Annotated in this window: 18 protein-coding genes; all 18 read left to right on the top strand. The window is 26.7% G+C overall.

What is annotated here, in order from left to right; all coding sequences use genetic code 11:
• Nucleotides 1-32 precede the first annotated feature (32 nt).
• The gene (locus VN21_RS10560; RefSeq protein WP_046823238.1) at nucleotides 33-1,352 is read left to right on the top strand and encodes a GGDEF domain-containing phosphodiesterase; all 1,320 of its coding nucleotides are present in this window, start codon (nucleotides 33-35) and stop codon (nucleotides 1,350-1,352) included.
• Nucleotides 1,353-1,364: 12 nt separating this feature from the next.
• Entirely contained in the window at nucleotides 1,365-1,790 is a 426-nt protein-coding gene (locus tag VN21_RS10555) for a YaaR family protein (RefSeq protein WP_046823237.1), read from the top strand.
• A gap of 17 nt (nucleotides 1,791-1,807) precedes the next feature.
• Entirely contained in the window at nucleotides 1,808-2,131 is a 324-nt protein-coding gene (locus tag VN21_RS10550; RefSeq protein WP_046823236.1) for a FliM/FliN family flagellar motor switch protein, read from the top strand.
• Between the two features lie 20 nt (nucleotides 2,132-2,151).
• Entirely contained in the window at nucleotides 2,152-2,412 is a 261-nt protein-coding gene (gene flgM, locus VN21_RS10545; RefSeq protein ID WP_021429688.1) for a flagellar biosynthesis anti-sigma factor FlgM, read from the top strand.
• Nucleotides 2,413-2,424: 12 nt separating this feature from the next.
• Nucleotides 2,425-2,838 carry a flagellar protein FlgN gene (locus VN21_RS10540; protein ID WP_046823235.1) on the top strand — a complete coding sequence of 138 codons (414 nt, stop codon included), beginning with the start codon at nucleotides 2,425-2,427 and terminating at the stop codon, nucleotides 2,836-2,838.
• Between the two features lie 24 nt (nucleotides 2,839-2,862).
• Nucleotides 2,863-4,137: a flagellar hook-associated protein FlgK gene (gene flgK / locus VN21_RS10535; protein WP_046823234.1), complete on the top strand. Its 1,275-nt coding sequence runs from the start codon at nucleotides 2,863-2,865 to the stop codon at nucleotides 4,135-4,137.
• Nucleotides 4,138-4,153: 16 nt separating this feature from the next.
• On the top strand, nucleotides 4,154-5,086 hold the full coding sequence (locus tag VN21_RS10530; protein WP_046823233.1) for a flagellin N-terminal helical domain-containing protein: 933 nt from the start codon (nucleotides 4,154-4,156) through the stop codon (nucleotides 5,084-5,086).
• Between the two features lie 10 nt (nucleotides 5,087-5,096).
• Nucleotides 5,097-5,495, top strand: coding sequence for a flagellar assembly protein FliW (fliW, locus tag VN21_RS10525; RefSeq protein WP_046823232.1), 399 nt, complete (start codon nucleotides 5,097-5,099; stop codon nucleotides 5,493-5,495).
• On the top strand, nucleotides 5,479-5,691 hold the full coding sequence (csrA, locus tag VN21_RS10520) for a carbon storage regulator CsrA (RefSeq protein WP_025162497.1): 213 nt from the start codon (nucleotides 5,479-5,481) through the stop codon (nucleotides 5,689-5,691). Before fliW ends, csrA begins: the two co-directional genes overlap by 17 nt.
• Nucleotides 5,692-5,703: 12 nt before the next feature.
• On the top strand, nucleotides 5,704-6,084 hold the full coding sequence (gene fliS / locus VN21_RS10515) for a flagellar export chaperone FliS (protein WP_046823231.1): 381 nt from the start codon (nucleotides 5,704-5,706) through the stop codon (nucleotides 6,082-6,084).
• Nucleotides 6,085-6,095: 11 nt separating this feature from the next.
• Entirely contained in the window at nucleotides 6,096-7,673 is a 1,578-nt protein-coding gene (gene fliD, locus VN21_RS10510) for a flagellar filament capping protein FliD (RefSeq protein ID WP_046823230.1), read from the top strand.
• Between the two features lie 18 nt (nucleotides 7,674-7,691).
• A complete protein-coding gene (locus VN21_RS10505) occupies nucleotides 7,692-8,012 on the top strand; it encodes a flagellar protein FliT (RefSeq protein WP_046823229.1) in 321 nt (106 codons plus the stop codon).
• 110 nt (nucleotides 8,013-8,122) lie between these two features.
• A complete protein-coding gene (locus VN21_RS10500; protein WP_046823228.1) occupies nucleotides 8,123-8,935 on the top strand; it encodes a flagellin N-terminal helical domain-containing protein in 813 nt (270 codons plus the stop codon).
• 85 nt (nucleotides 8,936-9,020) lie between these two features.
• On the top strand, nucleotides 9,021-11,252 hold the full coding sequence (locus VN21_RS10495; protein WP_161794387.1) for a glycosyltransferase: 2,232 nt from the start codon (nucleotides 9,021-9,023) through the stop codon (nucleotides 11,250-11,252).
• A 234-nt stretch (nucleotides 11,253-11,486) separates the two neighbouring features.
• Nucleotides 11,487-12,251: an IspD/TarI family cytidylyltransferase gene (locus VN21_RS10490; protein ID WP_046823227.1), complete on the top strand. Its 765-nt coding sequence runs from the start codon at nucleotides 11,487-11,489 to the stop codon at nucleotides 12,249-12,251.
• Nucleotides 12,223-14,349: a hypothetical protein gene (locus VN21_RS10485; RefSeq protein ID WP_046823226.1), complete on the top strand. Its 2,127-nt coding sequence runs from the start codon at nucleotides 12,223-12,225 to the stop codon at nucleotides 14,347-14,349. The genes VN21_RS10490 and VN21_RS10485 overlap by 29 nt, the downstream gene beginning before the upstream one ends.
• A gap of 37 nt (nucleotides 14,350-14,386) precedes the next feature.
• Entirely contained in the window at nucleotides 14,387-16,855 is a 2,469-nt protein-coding gene (locus VN21_RS10480; protein WP_152650800.1) for a hypothetical protein, read from the top strand.
• On the top strand, nucleotides 16,852-17,583 hold a 732-nt coding region (locus VN21_RS18880), incomplete at its 3' end, for a PglD-related sugar-binding protein (protein WP_046823224.1). The genes VN21_RS10480 and VN21_RS18880, both read left to right, overlap by 4 nt.

Below are 17,583 nucleotides of genomic sequence, written 5' to 3'. Positions count from 1 at the left end.
ACATCTAGCGATTTTTACGCAAGGGGGTAAATATGAACTACAAGCAATTGATAGAAATTAAAAATAATGTAAGAGCACATATGAATAAAAAAGACACGTTAACCGGTATATACAATAAGGATTACTTTTTTGAGTATATATCAAATAAACCAAATGGAACTATTATAAAAATTAACGTAGATGGAATAAATTTTGTGAATGTGAATTATGGAATGGAAATTGGAGATACATTGATGAGATTTATAGCTATTTGTTTAGAAGAAAACTGCAATTGTGAGAATGCAGTTATAGCTAGGCTATCAAGCTTTGATTTTATAATTCATAAAACAAACACAAATAACGATAGAATTTATGAATTCATGGAAGAAATTAAATCTATATTAACAAAAGAGATAAAAGAGATATATAAGGTTTATATTAATTTTAATATAGCTGCAGTTATATACAAAAATGATGACTTAGATATATTTGATTCTATTAGCAAATTAGATATATGTATGAAAAATTTAATAAGCAAGGGGAATAGGGTTGGGATATATAACGATACGTACGAAGAGCATATAAGTATACAATCTATAGAGAGTGCAATAAATAGCAATGAAATTAAGTTGCATTACCAACCTAAAATAGACTTATATACAGAAAAAATAGTAGGTGTAGAAGTTTTAATAAGATGGTTTAGCAAAACGCATGGATATATACACCCTGAAAAAATAATATCCTTTGCAGAAGATTGTGGATACATAAATATTTTAGGCAAGTGGATACTTGAGAAAGCTTGCATAGATATAAATTATCTAAACAAAGTATTAAATACAAATATAGATTTATCAGTAAATATATCTCCGTTGCAATTAGAAGAAAAAGACTTTATAAACGATATAATTGAAATTTTAGATAAGACCGAATTTGATTCCAAGTTTTTAAAATTAGAAATAACTGAGAGTGAAAATATAGAAGATATAATAAAGATAAATGATATAATAAATAATATTAAAAAAACTGGAATAAAAATATCAATAGATGATTTTGGAAAAGGATTCAACTCAATTAACTATATAAAAAATTATAATGTAGATGAAATAAAGATAGATAAATCCTTAGTTGAATATTCAAATAGAAATCCTATGTTTGTTGAAAGTTTAATAAACATGATCCACACAACTCAAACAACTGTTGTAGCTGAAGGAGTAGAAACAGAAAAGGAATATTTAAGATTAAAGACCATGGAATGCGATTTAGTACAAGGATATTACTTTTATAAACCTATGGATTTAAATAAGTTAATTGAGGCAATAAAAGAAGAAAAACTTACAACAAAAGAAGAATTAACTGTAGGGGAATTTTATTAATTAGAGGTAAATATGAAAATAAGAGAATTTAAAATTTCTAATGAAAATAGTTCAATAGATATAAAGAAGCCAAAACAGGCACTAAGTTTTAGTGATAGTTTTAATAAGGTTAGTATATCTAAAAGCAAAGAAGAAGTAGATAGATATTTAAATCAAATTAAAGACATAGGAAAAGATTTAGCAAATACAAGAGGATATTCACATGTCATTAGATATAAGCAAGCCATACAAAAATATTTAAAGTCTGTAGTTGATTATACCTATGAAACAGATAAAAAAGATTCTTTTTGGAGCAATAACTATTTTAAAACAGTAAGAGTAGTTGATGAAAAATTAGAAAATTTAACTAAGTCTGTTTTAGAAAATGAAAAAGATAATATAGATATTATTTCAGAAATAGATGACATTAATGGGCTTTTAATTGACCTATATTTGTAAAATAAGGAGAGACACTTATGGAAATCAAAAACGAAACAAAAGAGATATATGAACCTCAGTTTGAACAATTGCAAAAGGGTGAGACCGCATCTATAAACGCTATAGAAGCTATATCACATGCAGAGATGGAATTAGAAGTTTTAGTAGGCAGTACTCGAGAAAAAATTTCTAGTATAGTAAATCTTAAAGAAGGAGATATCTTAGAGTTAGATAAGTATTTAGAAGAACCATTAGATATAAGTATAAATGGGGTAACTATAGCAAGCGGAGAAAGTATGATAATAAACGATAAAATAGCGGTGAGATTATCAAAGATAAAATCAATGCAAGAAGAATATTAAATTCTTGAGGAGGTAGCGTTTTGAAAGTTACTAATGATAAACATATAGCATTCAATAGCATATATAAGATGGATAAATTAAAAAACAATAATGAAAATAAAAGCCAAAATAATACTGATAGTGTGCAAATATCAGAACTAGGGAAGTATTTAAGTAAAGTTAGTTCAAAAGAAGAACCTATGGATATGGAAAAAATAAATCGACTTAAACAGCAAATTGAAAATGGAACTTATAAAGTTGACTCTAGAATTTTAGCTAAAAAAATAGTAGAAAAATTGTAGGAGGAGAAAAAAATGAGTCCAGAGTTAAAAGTTATAATATACGAACAAAGAAAAATGTTTAAAGAGTTATTAAATTTGCTGGATGAACAGTATGATTTAATACTTGGGAAAGATCCAACATTATTAGATAAAGTTGCAAGAAAACTAGAAAATGTATCTAGAGATATAGCAAAGTTAGAAATTCAAAGAAGAAACATAGTTGGATCTGATTTTAGTATGGGGAATTTAATAGAAGAAAATGATGATAAGAATATTAAAGAAGCTTATGAGGAAATAAAGAGTACTATAAAAATGATAGAAGTTCAAAAAGAATCAAATCATGTTATTTTGAAACAAAAACTATTTTTCACTAAAAAAATGTTAAATGTAATAAAGCCAAGTCAAGGAACAGGTACATATAATTATTGTGGACAAGTAGGAAAATAAAAACTATATAAGTGGAGGGAATATATGTCAGGATTATTAGGTAGTTTACAATCAGCAAGAACTGGTATGGGTGTAAGTCAAGCATCTATACAAACGACTTCTCATAATATCAATAACTTAAATACTCCAGGATATTCAAGACAACAAGTAGAACAAAAAGCAAGAAGTGCATACAGTTATCCTGGTTATAATAGTCAGTTAGGTGCTGGACAATTGGGAACAGGAGTTGAAATAACTGATATCGTTAGAGTTAGGAATTCATTTTATGATTTCCAATTTAGAAATGAAAGTCATACATATGGGCAAATAGGTGTTAAATATGATCACTATAGTACTATGGAAACAATATTTAATGAACCATCTGAAACGGGGATTTCTTCATCTATAAATAATTTCTTTATGAGTTGGCAAGAACTTTCAAAAAATCCTAATGATGTTGGATCTAAGGATATAGTTATACAAAACAGTGATTACTTAGCTAAAAATATAAGTAATGTATATAAAAAATTAAATGAGTTAAGTGAAAATGCTAAAAAGAAATTAAATGAAAATATAGATGATATAAATGGAAAATTAAAAGAATTAAAAGAACTTGATAAGCAAATTAAACTAGTTGAGGGTAGCGGAAAATCTCCTAATGATTTACTTGATGAAAGAGATAGAATTTTAGATGATTTAAGTTTTAAAATGAACATAAATGATGAAAATGTTCAAAACCTATTAAAGGATAAAATAGCAAGCGGAGAAAATATAACTGAAGATGATTTGAAAAAGATACCAAGTATATCTGGAGAAATTCAAGGGTCTTTTGAAATGCTTGATAAAATAGATGGGTACAAAAAGGATTTAGAAGAATTAGCTGAAGGAATTAAAAAAAGTGTAAATGATGCTTTAGGCATAGATTTATTCGAAACGGGAACAGATTCTATATTAAAAGTAAAAGATGATATTTTAGATAAAACTACAGACTTAAACATAACTGCAGAAACTGCACAAAAAATGTATAAATTAAAAGATGAAAAGGTAAGTATCGGGGGAGAAGATATAACTATAGATAACTTCTACAATAGTATAATACAGAGATTAGGAAATGAAACTCAAGAAGTTAGAAGGAATGAAAAAAACCAAAGCAAGGTTTTAAAAGAAATAGATAATTCAAGATTAAATGTATCGGGAGTATCATTGGATGAAGAAATGATAAACTTGATACAATTTCAGCATGCGTATAATGCTAGTGCAAAGGTAGTTTCGACTATAGACTCATTACTAGATGTTGTAATAAATGGTCTAGTAAGATAATTTAAGGAGGGTAATTATGAGAATAACAAATTCATCAATGATTAGAAATCACATGTATGACGTTCAACAAGGATTACAAAGAATGGACAATTTAAATAAACAATTAGATTCACAAAAACAAATAAATAGAGTATCAGATGATCCACACAAAGCTATAAAAATAATGAATTTGAATAATGAAATTAAGTATGCAGAAAAGCATAACCAAAATGTAGAAGAAGTTGTAGGTTGGATGAACAACACTGATGCTAACTTAGAAGAGTTTGGAACTCTACTTGGAGATATAAAAAACAGTATATTAAAGGTTGGAAACGGAACTTACTCAGATGAAGAAATGAAGGCTATACAAGCTGAAATGAATGAGAAGATAAAAGCTTTAGGAGAAACTTTAAACACTACTCACGGTGGAAGATACATGTTTGGAGGAACTTCTGTAAATGAACCTCCTGTGCAAATAGAAGAAAAAGATGGAGTTGTTACATTAAAATTAAATCCAAACATAAATGAGGAAGACTTAAAAGCTGAAATTTCTGATGGGATAAACTTGGATTATAATGTTTCTGCAAGTGAAATATTCAATAAAGATGGAAAGAACTATTTAGATTCAATAAATGATTTATCAAAACTTATGAATGATATAGCTAATGGCGTAGATGTAGAAGACAATAAAAAAGAGCTATTGGGAGATGTAAAGAAAAATATAGATGACTTTTTTAATCATACTGTTGATACTAGAACTAAATTTGGGGTGAAAGTAAATACAGCAGAAAAGATAAAAGATCTTAACGATGAAAATATATTAAATATGAAAGGTGTATTATCATTAGAGCAAGATGTAAATTATGTAGATAAATTTATAGAATTAAAATCTGCAGAGATGGTGTACAATGCATCGATTCAAGTTGGAGCAAAACTTATACAACCTAGTATATTAGATTATTTAAGATAGAGGTGAAATTATGAAAATAGTATTTGAAAAAGGACTTCCAGGGTTTGAAAATCATAAAAATTTTGAAATAAGTGAGATTGAAGAAAATCCAAAGTTTAAAGTTGTAAATTCTATGGATGATAAAAGTGTAGGGTTTATAGCTGTATCTCCATTTGATATAAAAAAAGATTATGAAATTAAATTAGATGCTGATACCATAAATTTATTAAAAATAGATAAGCCAGAAGATGTACTCCTATTAAATCTAGTAACACTTGGAAAAAAACTAGAAAATAGCACAGTAAATCTAAAGGCACCTCTAGTAATGAGTGTAAAAAATAAATTAGGTGTACAGTTAATATTACAAGATGATAAATATGATATAAAAGAACCTTTAATAGGATGTGGTAAAGATGTTAGTAATTTCTAGGAAAAAAGATGAGTCATTATTAATTGGAGATGACATAGAAATAAAGATAGTTAAGGTTGAGGACGGAAGTGTTAAATTAGCTATAGATGCACCAAAGGATAAGATAATACTTAGAAAAGAAATATATGAAAAAGTAAAAGAAGAAAATTCAAGTGCTATAGCTAAATTAGATGATATTTTAAATTATTTTAAGTAGGTGAGGTAATACATGTATACGGCAAATCCATATAATGCGTACAAACAAAATTCCGTAAATACAGCATCTAAAGAGCAACTACTTTTAATGCTATTAGATGGAGCGGTTAAATATACAAAAATAGCCAGGTTAGCTATACTTGATAGAAATATAGAAAGAGCTCATAAAGAATTAGTGAGAGTTCAAGATATATTCTTAGAACTTATGATAACTATGGATAGAAGTTCTAAAGCTATGGATGATTTATATCATTTATATGAATATATAAAAAATGAATTAGCTAAAGCAAATATGAAAAAAGATATAAAAATAATAGATGAAGTACTTCCTTTGATAGAGGAAGTAAGGGATATGTGGCATGAAGTTGATATGAGAATTAAAACTGGTAAATAGGGGGTAATTTTATGACAAGTGTTGGAAGTGCAAGTAGCGTAAGGATTCCAGGTCTTGCGACTGGTATGGACACTGATGCTATGATAAAAGACATGCTTTCAGGAGAACAACAAAAAATTGATAAAGCAAAGCAAAAACAACAGACAGTAAAATGGCAACAAGAAATATATAGGGAAGTGATGAAAGATATTAAATCTTTACAAGATAAGTATTTTTCAGTAACTTCTCCAAATTCTATAATGAGTAGTAGTGCATGGAATACATTAACTATAGGAAGTTCAAATGAAAATGTAATTACAGCGTCAGGAAGTGCAGGAGCTAATAGAGTTGATTATAGCTTTAATGTTGTAAAGCTAGCTCAATCAGCTAAAATGAGTTCAAGTAAAGCTATAAATAATGTGGATATAAAAAAAGATAGCTCATTAGAATCTTTAGGTTTAAGTGGAGAGCAAAAGTTTTCAATAAAATTCGGAGATAAAGACACAGATATATCTAAAGAGATAACAATAAGAACAGAGCCTTTATATGAAACAGATAGTGATGGGAATTTCGTATTAGATAAAGATGGGAATAAAGTAGTAAAAGAGCCTGCTGATACTGTAGACACTTTAATAAAGAAGATAAATGATAGTACAGATGGAAATGTTAAAGCATCTTATAGTGAAATGACAGGTGAATTTACTATTCAAAGTACTAAAACAGGAGAGAATTCTAAGCTACAAATAGTAGATGCTTCTGGAAATGAAAGTGGAACTTTAGACTTTTTAGGAATTTCAAGAAGTGAAAAAGGATCAAATTCACAAATAGAAGTAAAAGCAAAAGATGGATCATTTGCAAAAACATTAAATGAAGAGTCTAATTCATTTAGTATAGATGGAATAACATATAATGTTCACACTACGGGTACTTGTGACATAACTTCAAAAGAAGATGTACAACCTGTAGTTGATAATATGAAAAAATTTGTAGAAGACTATAATAAGATAATGGATAAAATATATTCTCTTGTTACAGAAAAAGCAAATAAAGAGTATCCTCCATTAACAGAAGCTCAAAAGAAAGATATGAGTGAAGAGGAGATTGAAAGATGGGAAAAGAAAGCTAAAGAAGGGTTATTAAGAAATGATTCTGAGATGAGAAGCTTCATGGATAAAATGCAAAATGCAATATTTGGAGACGATATGAAGTTTTTAATGGATTGTGGATTAACTTCAAGTGAAGATTACACAAAAAAGGGTCAATTATCTTTAGATGAAGACAAATTTAAAAAAGCACTTCAAAACAACAGTCAAAAAGTATATGATGCATTTGCAGGTGGAAATGATAGTGTTTTAGAAAAAATGAAAGATACTATGTATGATTATGTAGGAACTTCATCATCTGTTTTTGCTAAAAAGGCCGGGCTTGAAAAAACTTCATCAGTTGTGAATAATTTTTATTCAGAGCAAATAAAAAGACAAGAAGATGCTATAAAGCTTCTTCAAAGAAAAATGGATGATAGAGAAAATAAATTATACAAACAATTTGGTCAATTGGAAGCAAGTATGAATAAACTTAATTCACAGATGAATTATTTTGCACAAATGTAAACTTAAAGAGGTTAAATTATGATTGAACTTGCTAATAAATATAAAGATATATCATTAGATATAATAAATAAATTAAAGAATAAAGATATAGAAGAGATAAATGAACTTTTAGACATAAGACAAAATATACTAGATGATGTAACTAATTCAAAACAATTTAAAGATATACTTTTAAAAGAAAATATACTTAATATAGATGAGACTATAAAGTCTTTAGTAAAAGAACAGATAGAAAGTAAAAAAGAAGAAATAAAAGAACACAATAGATCAAAAAAAGCTAGTATGTCCTATATTAACATAGGTAAAGAAAATTTAAATATTTTTAATAAAAAAGTGTAAAGTTTTTCTAAATGGTTCCGATATATAATATTGTAAGCGATACTTGGCCAAGTAATTGCATATAAAATAAAAAGACAAGGATGTCGTAAAAAACTAAGGAGAGTAAAATCATGAGAATAAACACTAATATGAATGCTATGATAGCAACTAACCAAATGAGCAAAAACACTGCTTTATCTGGAAAATCTATGGAGAAATTATCTACTGGATTAAGAATAACTAAAGCTGGAGATGACGCTGCAGGTCTTGCTATATCTGAGAAAATGAGAGCTCAAATAAAAGGTATGGAACAAGCAGATAGAAACGTACAAGATGGTATATCTATGGTACAAACTCAAGAAGGTGCTTTAGAAGAAGCTGGAAACATAGCTCAAAGAATGAGACAATTAGGAGTTCAAGCTGGAAACTCTACTTTAACAACTGAAGATAGAACTAAGATAAGCACAGAATTAACTCAATTAAACGAAGAAATGGGTAAAATAGCTGCAGAAACTAAGTTCAATGGGAAAAATATATTAGATGGATCTAACGCTACTATGACTATACAAGCTGGTGCAAATCAAGAAACAAGAGCTATATCTAATATAGATTTAAAAACTATACAAGATACATTAAGTGGATCTGTTAAAGTTGGAACTGAAGCTGAAGCTAAGACTCTAGTAACTGCTTTAGATACTGCTTTAGAATCTATAAACGATGGAAGATCTAAATTAGGAGCTATCCAAAATAGATTAGAATACACTTCTTCTAACTTAACTACATCTTCTGAAAACTTATCAGCTGCTGAGTCTAGAATAAGAGACGTAGATGTTGCTAAAGAAATGGTTAACTTATCTAAGTTAAACATATTAAACCAAGCATCTCAAGCTATGGTTGCACAAGCTAAACAACAACCAGAATCTGTAACTCAATTATTAAGATAATAATAATTAAGTTTTAAACTAAAGGGTAAAGCATATGCTTTACTCTTTATTTTTAAATTTAATTAAATTGAAAGGATATAATATTATGCTGCTAAGTATAGTTATGATGATAAAAAATGAAGAAAGATATTTAGATATGACTTTAAAATCATTAAATCCTTTAATGAAAAATATAAAGAGTGAACTTATAATTTTAGATACAGGATCTACAGATAGAAGTATTGAAATTTCTAAAAAATATACAGATAAAGTTTATTTTGCAAAATGGAATGATAATTTTGCTCAAATGAGAAATATATCAATAGGGTATGCAAAAGGAGAATGGATACTTATATTAGATGCAGATGAAGAATTGGTTAACTATGAGAATTTAATTAATTTCTTTAAAAATGGGCTACATAAAAAATATAATAGCGCATCCATAGAATTAACCAATATAATGTCAGAAGATAAAAAACTTTTTAATAAAGCATCTATTGTTAGATTGTTTAAAAAAGATAAGGAGTTTAGGTATGAAGGTGCTATACATGAACAAGCAATACATAAAGAACCTATATTTAAAGATGTAGCTAATTTTAATCATTATGGATATATGTATAAGAATGAAGAAATTAAACAAAAAAAACTTATCAGAAATGAAAAAATTTTGCTATCTGAATTAAAAGTCAATCCTAATAATCCATACATATACTATCAACTAGCTATGAACTATTCAGCTTTTGGAGAAAAACAAGAAGCTCTTAGCTATATGGAAAAGTGTTATAAAATGTACAATGAATTAGGAACTACATACTCATATGTAAATTCAGGATTAGCAAAATTATATATTGAGTTAGATGAATACGAAAAATGTGAAAAGCTATGTAAAGAGTATATAAAAAATGATGATAAAAATATTGATATTTATTGTTATATTGCAATAAGTCAAAATAATCTTAAAAAATATAAGGAAAGTTTAGATAATTACAATAGATATTTGCATTTACTAGAAAATTATGAAATATCAACTCAAGCTAATGACTTATATAGCGTATGCGATACGATAAGCTTTATAGAAAACGCTAAAATAGACATGATTAATATATATTATAATTTAGGAATGTACGATAAGGTTGTTGGTGAGTCAAATAACATAGATTTAGAATATCTAAAACAAGTTTACTACGTTCTAATTATGAGTTTATATAAATTAGAAAGAGAATATGAATTACTCAATATATATGAAAAAATATCACTATCACAGGTTGAAAAAAATATATTTAAAGAAAATATAGAAGATATGATTATAGATATTAAACAATCAGATAGATTTAAAATCTATAATACTTTAACTAAAATAGATGGAAACTATGGAATTTTAAATAAAATAAGATTAGGTATGAAATTATCATATAAAGAATATCATGAGATTTTATTATCAGAAAATGAGTTATACTATGCAGATATTATTTATTATGCATTAAAAAATGGAAGTGATTTAGTAGAGTTATTGTCAGGGGTTAAGTATTTAAGTTTAAATAGATACTTTGAATATTTAGTTTTATATAGAAGAGATTGTATATTAGAGCTTTATGATTATTTAGTTAGAGCTTCTAATACAATGGATTTAAATAAAATTATAATATATAGATGTATATCTAAATATTTAGTATTTGAGGGTGGATTAGAAGGTGAAAAATATGAACACTTGCTATATATGTATTTATCATATAGTTCTGTTTATATAAAACAAATATACAATGATTTGCTAAGTGACGAAGAATTATTAGAATTAGTTAATGATGAAGATGATGTCTTTGTAATTAAAGTCAACTTAATAGAAAAGCTTAAAAAAAACAATCCAGTTGAATACATAAAAAATATGAGACAACTAGTGATTGAAAATAAAAAATACCAAAATATGATATCACTGTTAATTAATAATTTTAAGCTGGATTTTGAAGAAAATGAAGAACTTAAAAACCTAAAGAAACAATATAAAGAAATCATTAAAAATGACGTAAATAAAGGTGATATTAAAAGTGCTCAAATAAAAATAGATGAGTATCAAAGTTTATTTGAATTTGAATCAGAAATTTTAAATCTAAAAGCCATCACAAAAATAATATCTTCAGAATTTATCGAAGCTGATAATATACTAAAACAAGCGTATATAATTGATATAAATAATTATGATGTTATTTTTAATATAGCATTTGTTAAAGAAATGCTTGGAGAATTTAGTGAATCGATTAAATTCCTAGATTATATAATAAAAAATTGTGATGAAGAGACTGTTGCATTTGATGCAAAAGCTAAACTAGCAGAGCTTATTTAGTATGAATATAAAAAGAAGGGTAGAGTTAATGCTTTGCCCTTCAATTTTTATTCAAAGATATTGCATAATGAATGTCTTTAAAAGTTGATAATATTTTTCAAATACTAAAGTTTGGATAAAAAATGACGAAAAATATACTATAATGGTTTATATTGTAAAAAAGAGTATATGAACATATTCCAAGATTTGTATAAGGAATTTATTTGTTACTTAAATAATAATTTAGGAGGCATTATGGTAACAACATTAATATTTGCAGGTGGAGTAGGTGTTAGAATGAATAACAATGCAAAGCCTAAGCAGTTTTTACAAATAAATGGAAAATCAATTTTATTACACACAATTGAAAAATTTGAACTACATGCTCAAATAGATAATATAATTGTTGTTTGTATTGAAGACTGGATAGACTATTTAAAACTAGAGCTAAAGAAGCATAAAATAAAAAAAGTGAAATGGATAGTTCCGGGAGGTAGTACAGGACAAGAATCTATTTTAAATGGATTAAAAGAGTTAGAAAAAAAATTAGAAATAAATAACGATAATATAGTTCTTATACATGATGGAGTAAGGCCAATTATAGATAATTACACAATAACAGAAAATATAAATAGCGTACGAAAATATGGAAATGCGATTACAGTAGCACATGAGATAGAAACAATAGCGTCTGTTGATGAAGACGGAAAAATAGATAAATTGATAGATAGAAATACTGTTAAAATAGCAAAAGCACCACAAAGTTTTTACTTAAGGGATATAGTAGAAGCTCATAAAAAGTCTATAGAAGATAAAAAAGCTGATTTTATAGATTCAGCTACATTAATGAGTTACTATGGAACCAAGTTACACACTGTAATTGGACCGCCGGATAATATTAAGGTTACTACAGCTAAAGACTTTTTTATGCTAAAAGCTATGCTTGAATTAAGAGAGAACTTACATGAGTTAGAAAGATTGGAGAGTTATGATGACGGAGAAAGAATATGTTATAAATAGTTTTAAAAAAAATTTAAAAAAACTAAAAGATAAAAAGGTAGTTATTTATGGAATTGGAAAAAGTACAAAAGTAGTATTAGATGAATTTACAGATTTTAATTTTATAGGGTTGATGGATCCTGTAAAAGAAGGGGATATTGTATTTGGGAAACCAGTATTATCTGTTTCAGATATAAGCAATATGGATGTTGATGCTATTATTATTATAGCTAGATCTAGCAATTTATCAATCATATATCAAAGAATTGAGAATATATGTAAGTCTAAAAATATTGATGTTTATGATATAAATGGAAGTTTAATAGAAAATATAATAAGTGAAAATCAGCTAGAAAGTGATTATTTCAATAAAAGTATTGATGATATAAAGAATGTGTACCAAAACTATGAATGTATAAGTTTTGATGTATTTGATACTCTCATAATGAGAAAAACATTATATCCTGTGGATGTTTTTCAAATAGTAGACAAAAAAGCAAAAGAAAATAATATTTATTTTGGTGACTTTTATTCTCTAAGAACCGAAGCTGAAAGAGAGCTTAATTTAGAGAAAAGTCCCAAAATAATTGATATATATAATAGATGTCAAGAAAAAGAACACTTTTCAGATGAAATCAAAGAAAAGCTAATGAAGTTGGAAATTGAAACAGAACGTGAAGTGCTTATTCCTAGAACCGAGATGGTGGATTTATTAAAATGGTTAGTAAGTAAAGATGTTGATGTTTATTTAATCTCAGATATGTATTTAAACAAAGAAATTTTAGAGCCAATATTAAATAATTTCGGAATTCAGGGATATAAAAAACTAATGGTGTCGTGTGACTACGGAAAATCTAAGTGCAATGGGTTGTATAATTACTATTTAGATCTTACAAAAAAGGAAAAATATTTACATATTGGAGATAATTACGAAGCAGATGGAAATATGGCAAAATTAAATGGATTAGATACATATTCAATAAAATCTTCAATTGATATGATGGACTTATCTAATTTAAGAATACTTAAAAAATACGATAATGATTTTAGAAGTAGGTGTATAATAGGTAACTTCATATCAAATGTTCTAAACAATCCATTTGTTTTTTATAAAACTGAAGGGAAAATATCTATTGATAATAATTATGACTTTGGATATAGCTTAATAGGACCATTTATATTTACTTTTATAGAGTGGATGTTAGGTCAAGTAAAAAAGGAAAAAATAGATACTTTATTATTGTCAGCAAGAGATGGATTTATAATAAATAAAATTTTAAAATCAAAAAAATTGGATTTAGATAATAACCTAAATATAATTTATTTTAAAACATCAAGAATGAGTTCTGCGATAGCAGCAATTAAAAATGAAGAAGATATAAAATATCTATCTTCATTAGCATTTTCAGGGAGTGCTGAAGAGATGTTACAAACTAGATTTTTCTTAGATTTAAATGATATTAAAGCTAAGGAATATGGAGAATCAGATGAAAAATATATTTTAAGACATAGAGATTTAATTTTAGATAAAGTAAAAGAAGCTAGAAAAAATTATTTAAAGTATATAGATGCACTTAAATTAAAAGATGATACAAATATAGGATTTTTTGACTTTGTATCATCGGGAACATGTCAAATGAACTTAGAAAAAATAATGAATAAAAATTTAAAAGGATTATACTTCTTAAAAGTATTAGAAGACTATGAAGGTAAGTTAAACTTAAATGTGAGTACATTACTGGAATCTAAATTTGTATATGAAAAACAAAGTTGTATGTTTGATAGCTACATTTTTTTAGAAAATATAATGACATCTTATGAACCATCTATAAAAAGCTTTGACGAAGATGGATTGCCTGAGTATCTTTATGAATCAAGAAGTGATTATCAAATTGAAAAGATTAAAGAAGTTCATAAGGGAATCTTTGATTTTTATTTTGATATGGATATTGTACTTAGTGGTAAGGTATCTAACAATGAAATATTACTTGTAGATGAGATACTAAAGAATATTAAAAATGGATATAGTTTAATTTCGGCTAGTATATTTAAAGATACTACTTTAAAGGATGACTTTTGTAGTAGAGAATTTGATTCAGCAGCTTGCCTTGCATTATAGAAAGGAAAATCATATGCGACTTTATATAAAAAAACAATTGATTCAGAATTGTAAGTTTCTATTAGAGGTACATAAAAAACTAAAAAAAAACTTAAGCAAAATAGATGTAAATTTATTGATAGAGTGCCAACAAACAGCTGTGAATGTTGGGCAAAATATATTAGAAGAAGATGGTTATGAGGATGTTGTTTCCATACTGGAGCAGTATTGTGAACTAGTTTACCAAGTTAATGATGAAGCAATAGATAAAATTTCTAAAAAAAATATATTAAAAAATATGGACTTATTTATAGAGAATACGAAGAACTGTATTAAGTCAATACCTGAAAAATATGAAATGTTGTTTTTACCATATAAAGCATCTATGTGGGATAGTATGGAGAGTATTTGGATTTCAGCAAGCCAAGATACTCGTTATGATGTTAAAGTTATGCCAATACCATATATAGAAAAAAGCGAAAATGAAGTGAGTGGAACTGTAAAATGGGAAGGTGAACAATTTCCTACATACGTTGGGATAACTTCTTTTTTAAATTATGAAATTGATAAAAGGCATCCTGAAATTATAATAATTCACAATCCTTGTGATGAATATAACACAGCAGCTTCAGTATTACCTAAATATTACTCCTATGAATTAAAAAAGAATACAGAAATATTAGCATATGTTCCATACTATGTAACAGGAGGAAGCCAAGCTGAGAGTTTTTATAATCTTCCTTCGTATGAAAATATAGATTTTATTTTTACGCAAAATGATAATTTAAAAAATTACTTTCATAAGGATTTTAAAAATAAATTAGTCCCGTTAGGGTCTCCTAAGGTAGACAAATTAGTAAATAATAATTTGGAATTAGAGATAACAGAGGAAAATCCAAATAATTCTGCCAAGAAAGTAATTTTGTACAATACAAGTATTTCAAGCCTTTTGCAAGAACGTGAAAAATCTATAGATAAAATGAAGTATGTATTTGATTGTTTTAAAGATAGAAAAGATGTCATATTGGTATGGAGACCTCATCCGCTTACTGAAGCAACTATAAACTCTATGGCAAAAGAACTAGAACTTAAGTATAAAAATTTAAGGGATATGTTTTTAAATGAAAATATTGGAGTTTTAGATAAATCTTCAGATGTAACAAAAGCAGTTAAAAGTGCAGATGCATATATAGGAGAAGAAACGTCATCATTAGTACATTTATTTGGAGCTCAAGGTAAGCCTATATTTCTTTTAGAAAATAAATTATCAAGTTCTAGTAATCAGGTAATGGAAAATAACATATGCTTTTCTGATTTTATAAAAATTGATAAGAAATTATGGTTTGTACATAACTTTTTACCTGCATTATTTAATTATGACATAGAGAATCAAAAGCTTGAATTCGTAAAGCTATTACCTTTTGAATCAGGAAATACAGTACGTTCATATTGCGAGATTATTAAATACAAAGAAAAATTAATACTTATACCTATGAGTTCAAGTGAGATATGTGTTTACAATATTAAAACGAAAGAAATTTCAACTCAAGAAATAAAACAAGCTAAATATTGTAATTTTATGAGAGGTATTACTTATAGTAACAAATTGTTTATGATACCCACAGCATATGATGCTATAGTAGAATTTGATATGGAACAAGAAAAAGTAAAATATCATAGTAAATGCATTACTAAATTAAAAAAAGTTACTGGATACGATGGTGGGTACAACTTTATGTATGGTGTAGTTGAAATAGAAAATAAACTATACTTATCTTCAGTACAATCAAATTACATTTTGGAATTTGATATGCATAATGGAAAGTATATGATATATGAAGTAGGAGATAAAGGAAATACATACTGGGATATGGTATTTGATGGTAAATACTTCTGGCTAAATCCATTTAAAGGAAAAAATATAGTACGTTGGAATAAAGAAACTAATGAAAGTAAAGTATACAATTCTTATCCAAAGGATTTTAAGGGGGATTCAGAATGTTTTTTAAGATTTATAGATTTTAATAAAAAAATTGTTGCTATTCCTAAAACTTCAAATATGTTTATATCTATAGATAAAAAAAGTGGGAAATTAGAACAAATAGATCTAAATTTACCAGAGGTAATAAATGAAAATATATTCTGGGGAAGTAATTATTACTTTGCTAAAAAAGAAGGAAAAACAAAACTTTATACAATGTCAGCATATGATAATAAATTAAGATTAATAGATGTAGAAAATAATTCTTGTGAAGTAATACACATAGATAAAATAGATGATGAAACTATTAGAAATCTTATGAAACAAGGATTTAGTAAACTTGGAGATAATGTTCCGTATGCAATTAGAGAATCTAACATATTTACACTTGATATGTTTGCGGATTATTTACAAAAAAATAAACATTCAGCTGAAAACCAAATAAGAGAATACTCAAAAGTTATAAACAATATAGATGGAACTTGCGGAGAAAAAATATTTTGCTTTTTAGATAAAGCTTTAGAGAGGGAAATACAAAAATTATGATTAAAGATTTAGAACGAGTTTATAGATGCCTTTGTGATTTAGAATCTAAAGAAATATTTTTAAATAGGTTAAATTACAATATTACTGGTGATTTTAAATACATTTCAAATATAGTAGATAAGTATGTACAAAAAATTTCAAATAATTTTTCATGGGAAAAGCTAATATCTAGAATGAAGAATATTCCTAATGAAACTAAAATTGTAATTTATGGGGCAGGAGGAGAAGGAGATGCTCTTTACTGGATTTTAAAATCATCAGGCATTACAGTTGATGTATTTTGTGATAGGAACACAAGTTTAGATGGAAGTAAAACAATTCCTGTAATTTCTCCAAACAAGTTATTTGATGATTATAAATCCAATAAAATTGTTATTGCTATTGGAACAGAAATGTACTTTGATGAGATATATAAATTTTTAATAGAAAATGGCATTAAAAAAGAAGATATATACGGTGGAGCAGCGGATACTACACAACAGTACTTTGATAGACAACTATTAAGTTTAACTGAAAAAGAGTATTTTGTTGATTGTGGAGCACTTGATTTGCAAACAACAATGAATTTTCTTAATGTATGTTGTGAAGGTAAATCATACGCATTTGAGCCAGATGTATCTAACTTTGAAAAATGCATGAGAATGAAAGAAAAATATAAATTAAATAATTTAATGACAGTGCATCTTATGAGAGATATTGATTTATTCTCTGCATTCGCAAACTTTGAA

The sequence above is a fragment of the Paraclostridium benzoelyticum genome (assembly GCF_001006285.1).
Classification (GTDB): Bacteria; Bacillota; Clostridia; order Peptostreptococcales; family Peptostreptococcaceae; genus Paraclostridium; species Paraclostridium benzoelyticum.
The sequence above is the reverse complement of the archived record's forward strand: the minus strand, read 5'-3'. Positions and strand labels throughout refer to the sequence as shown.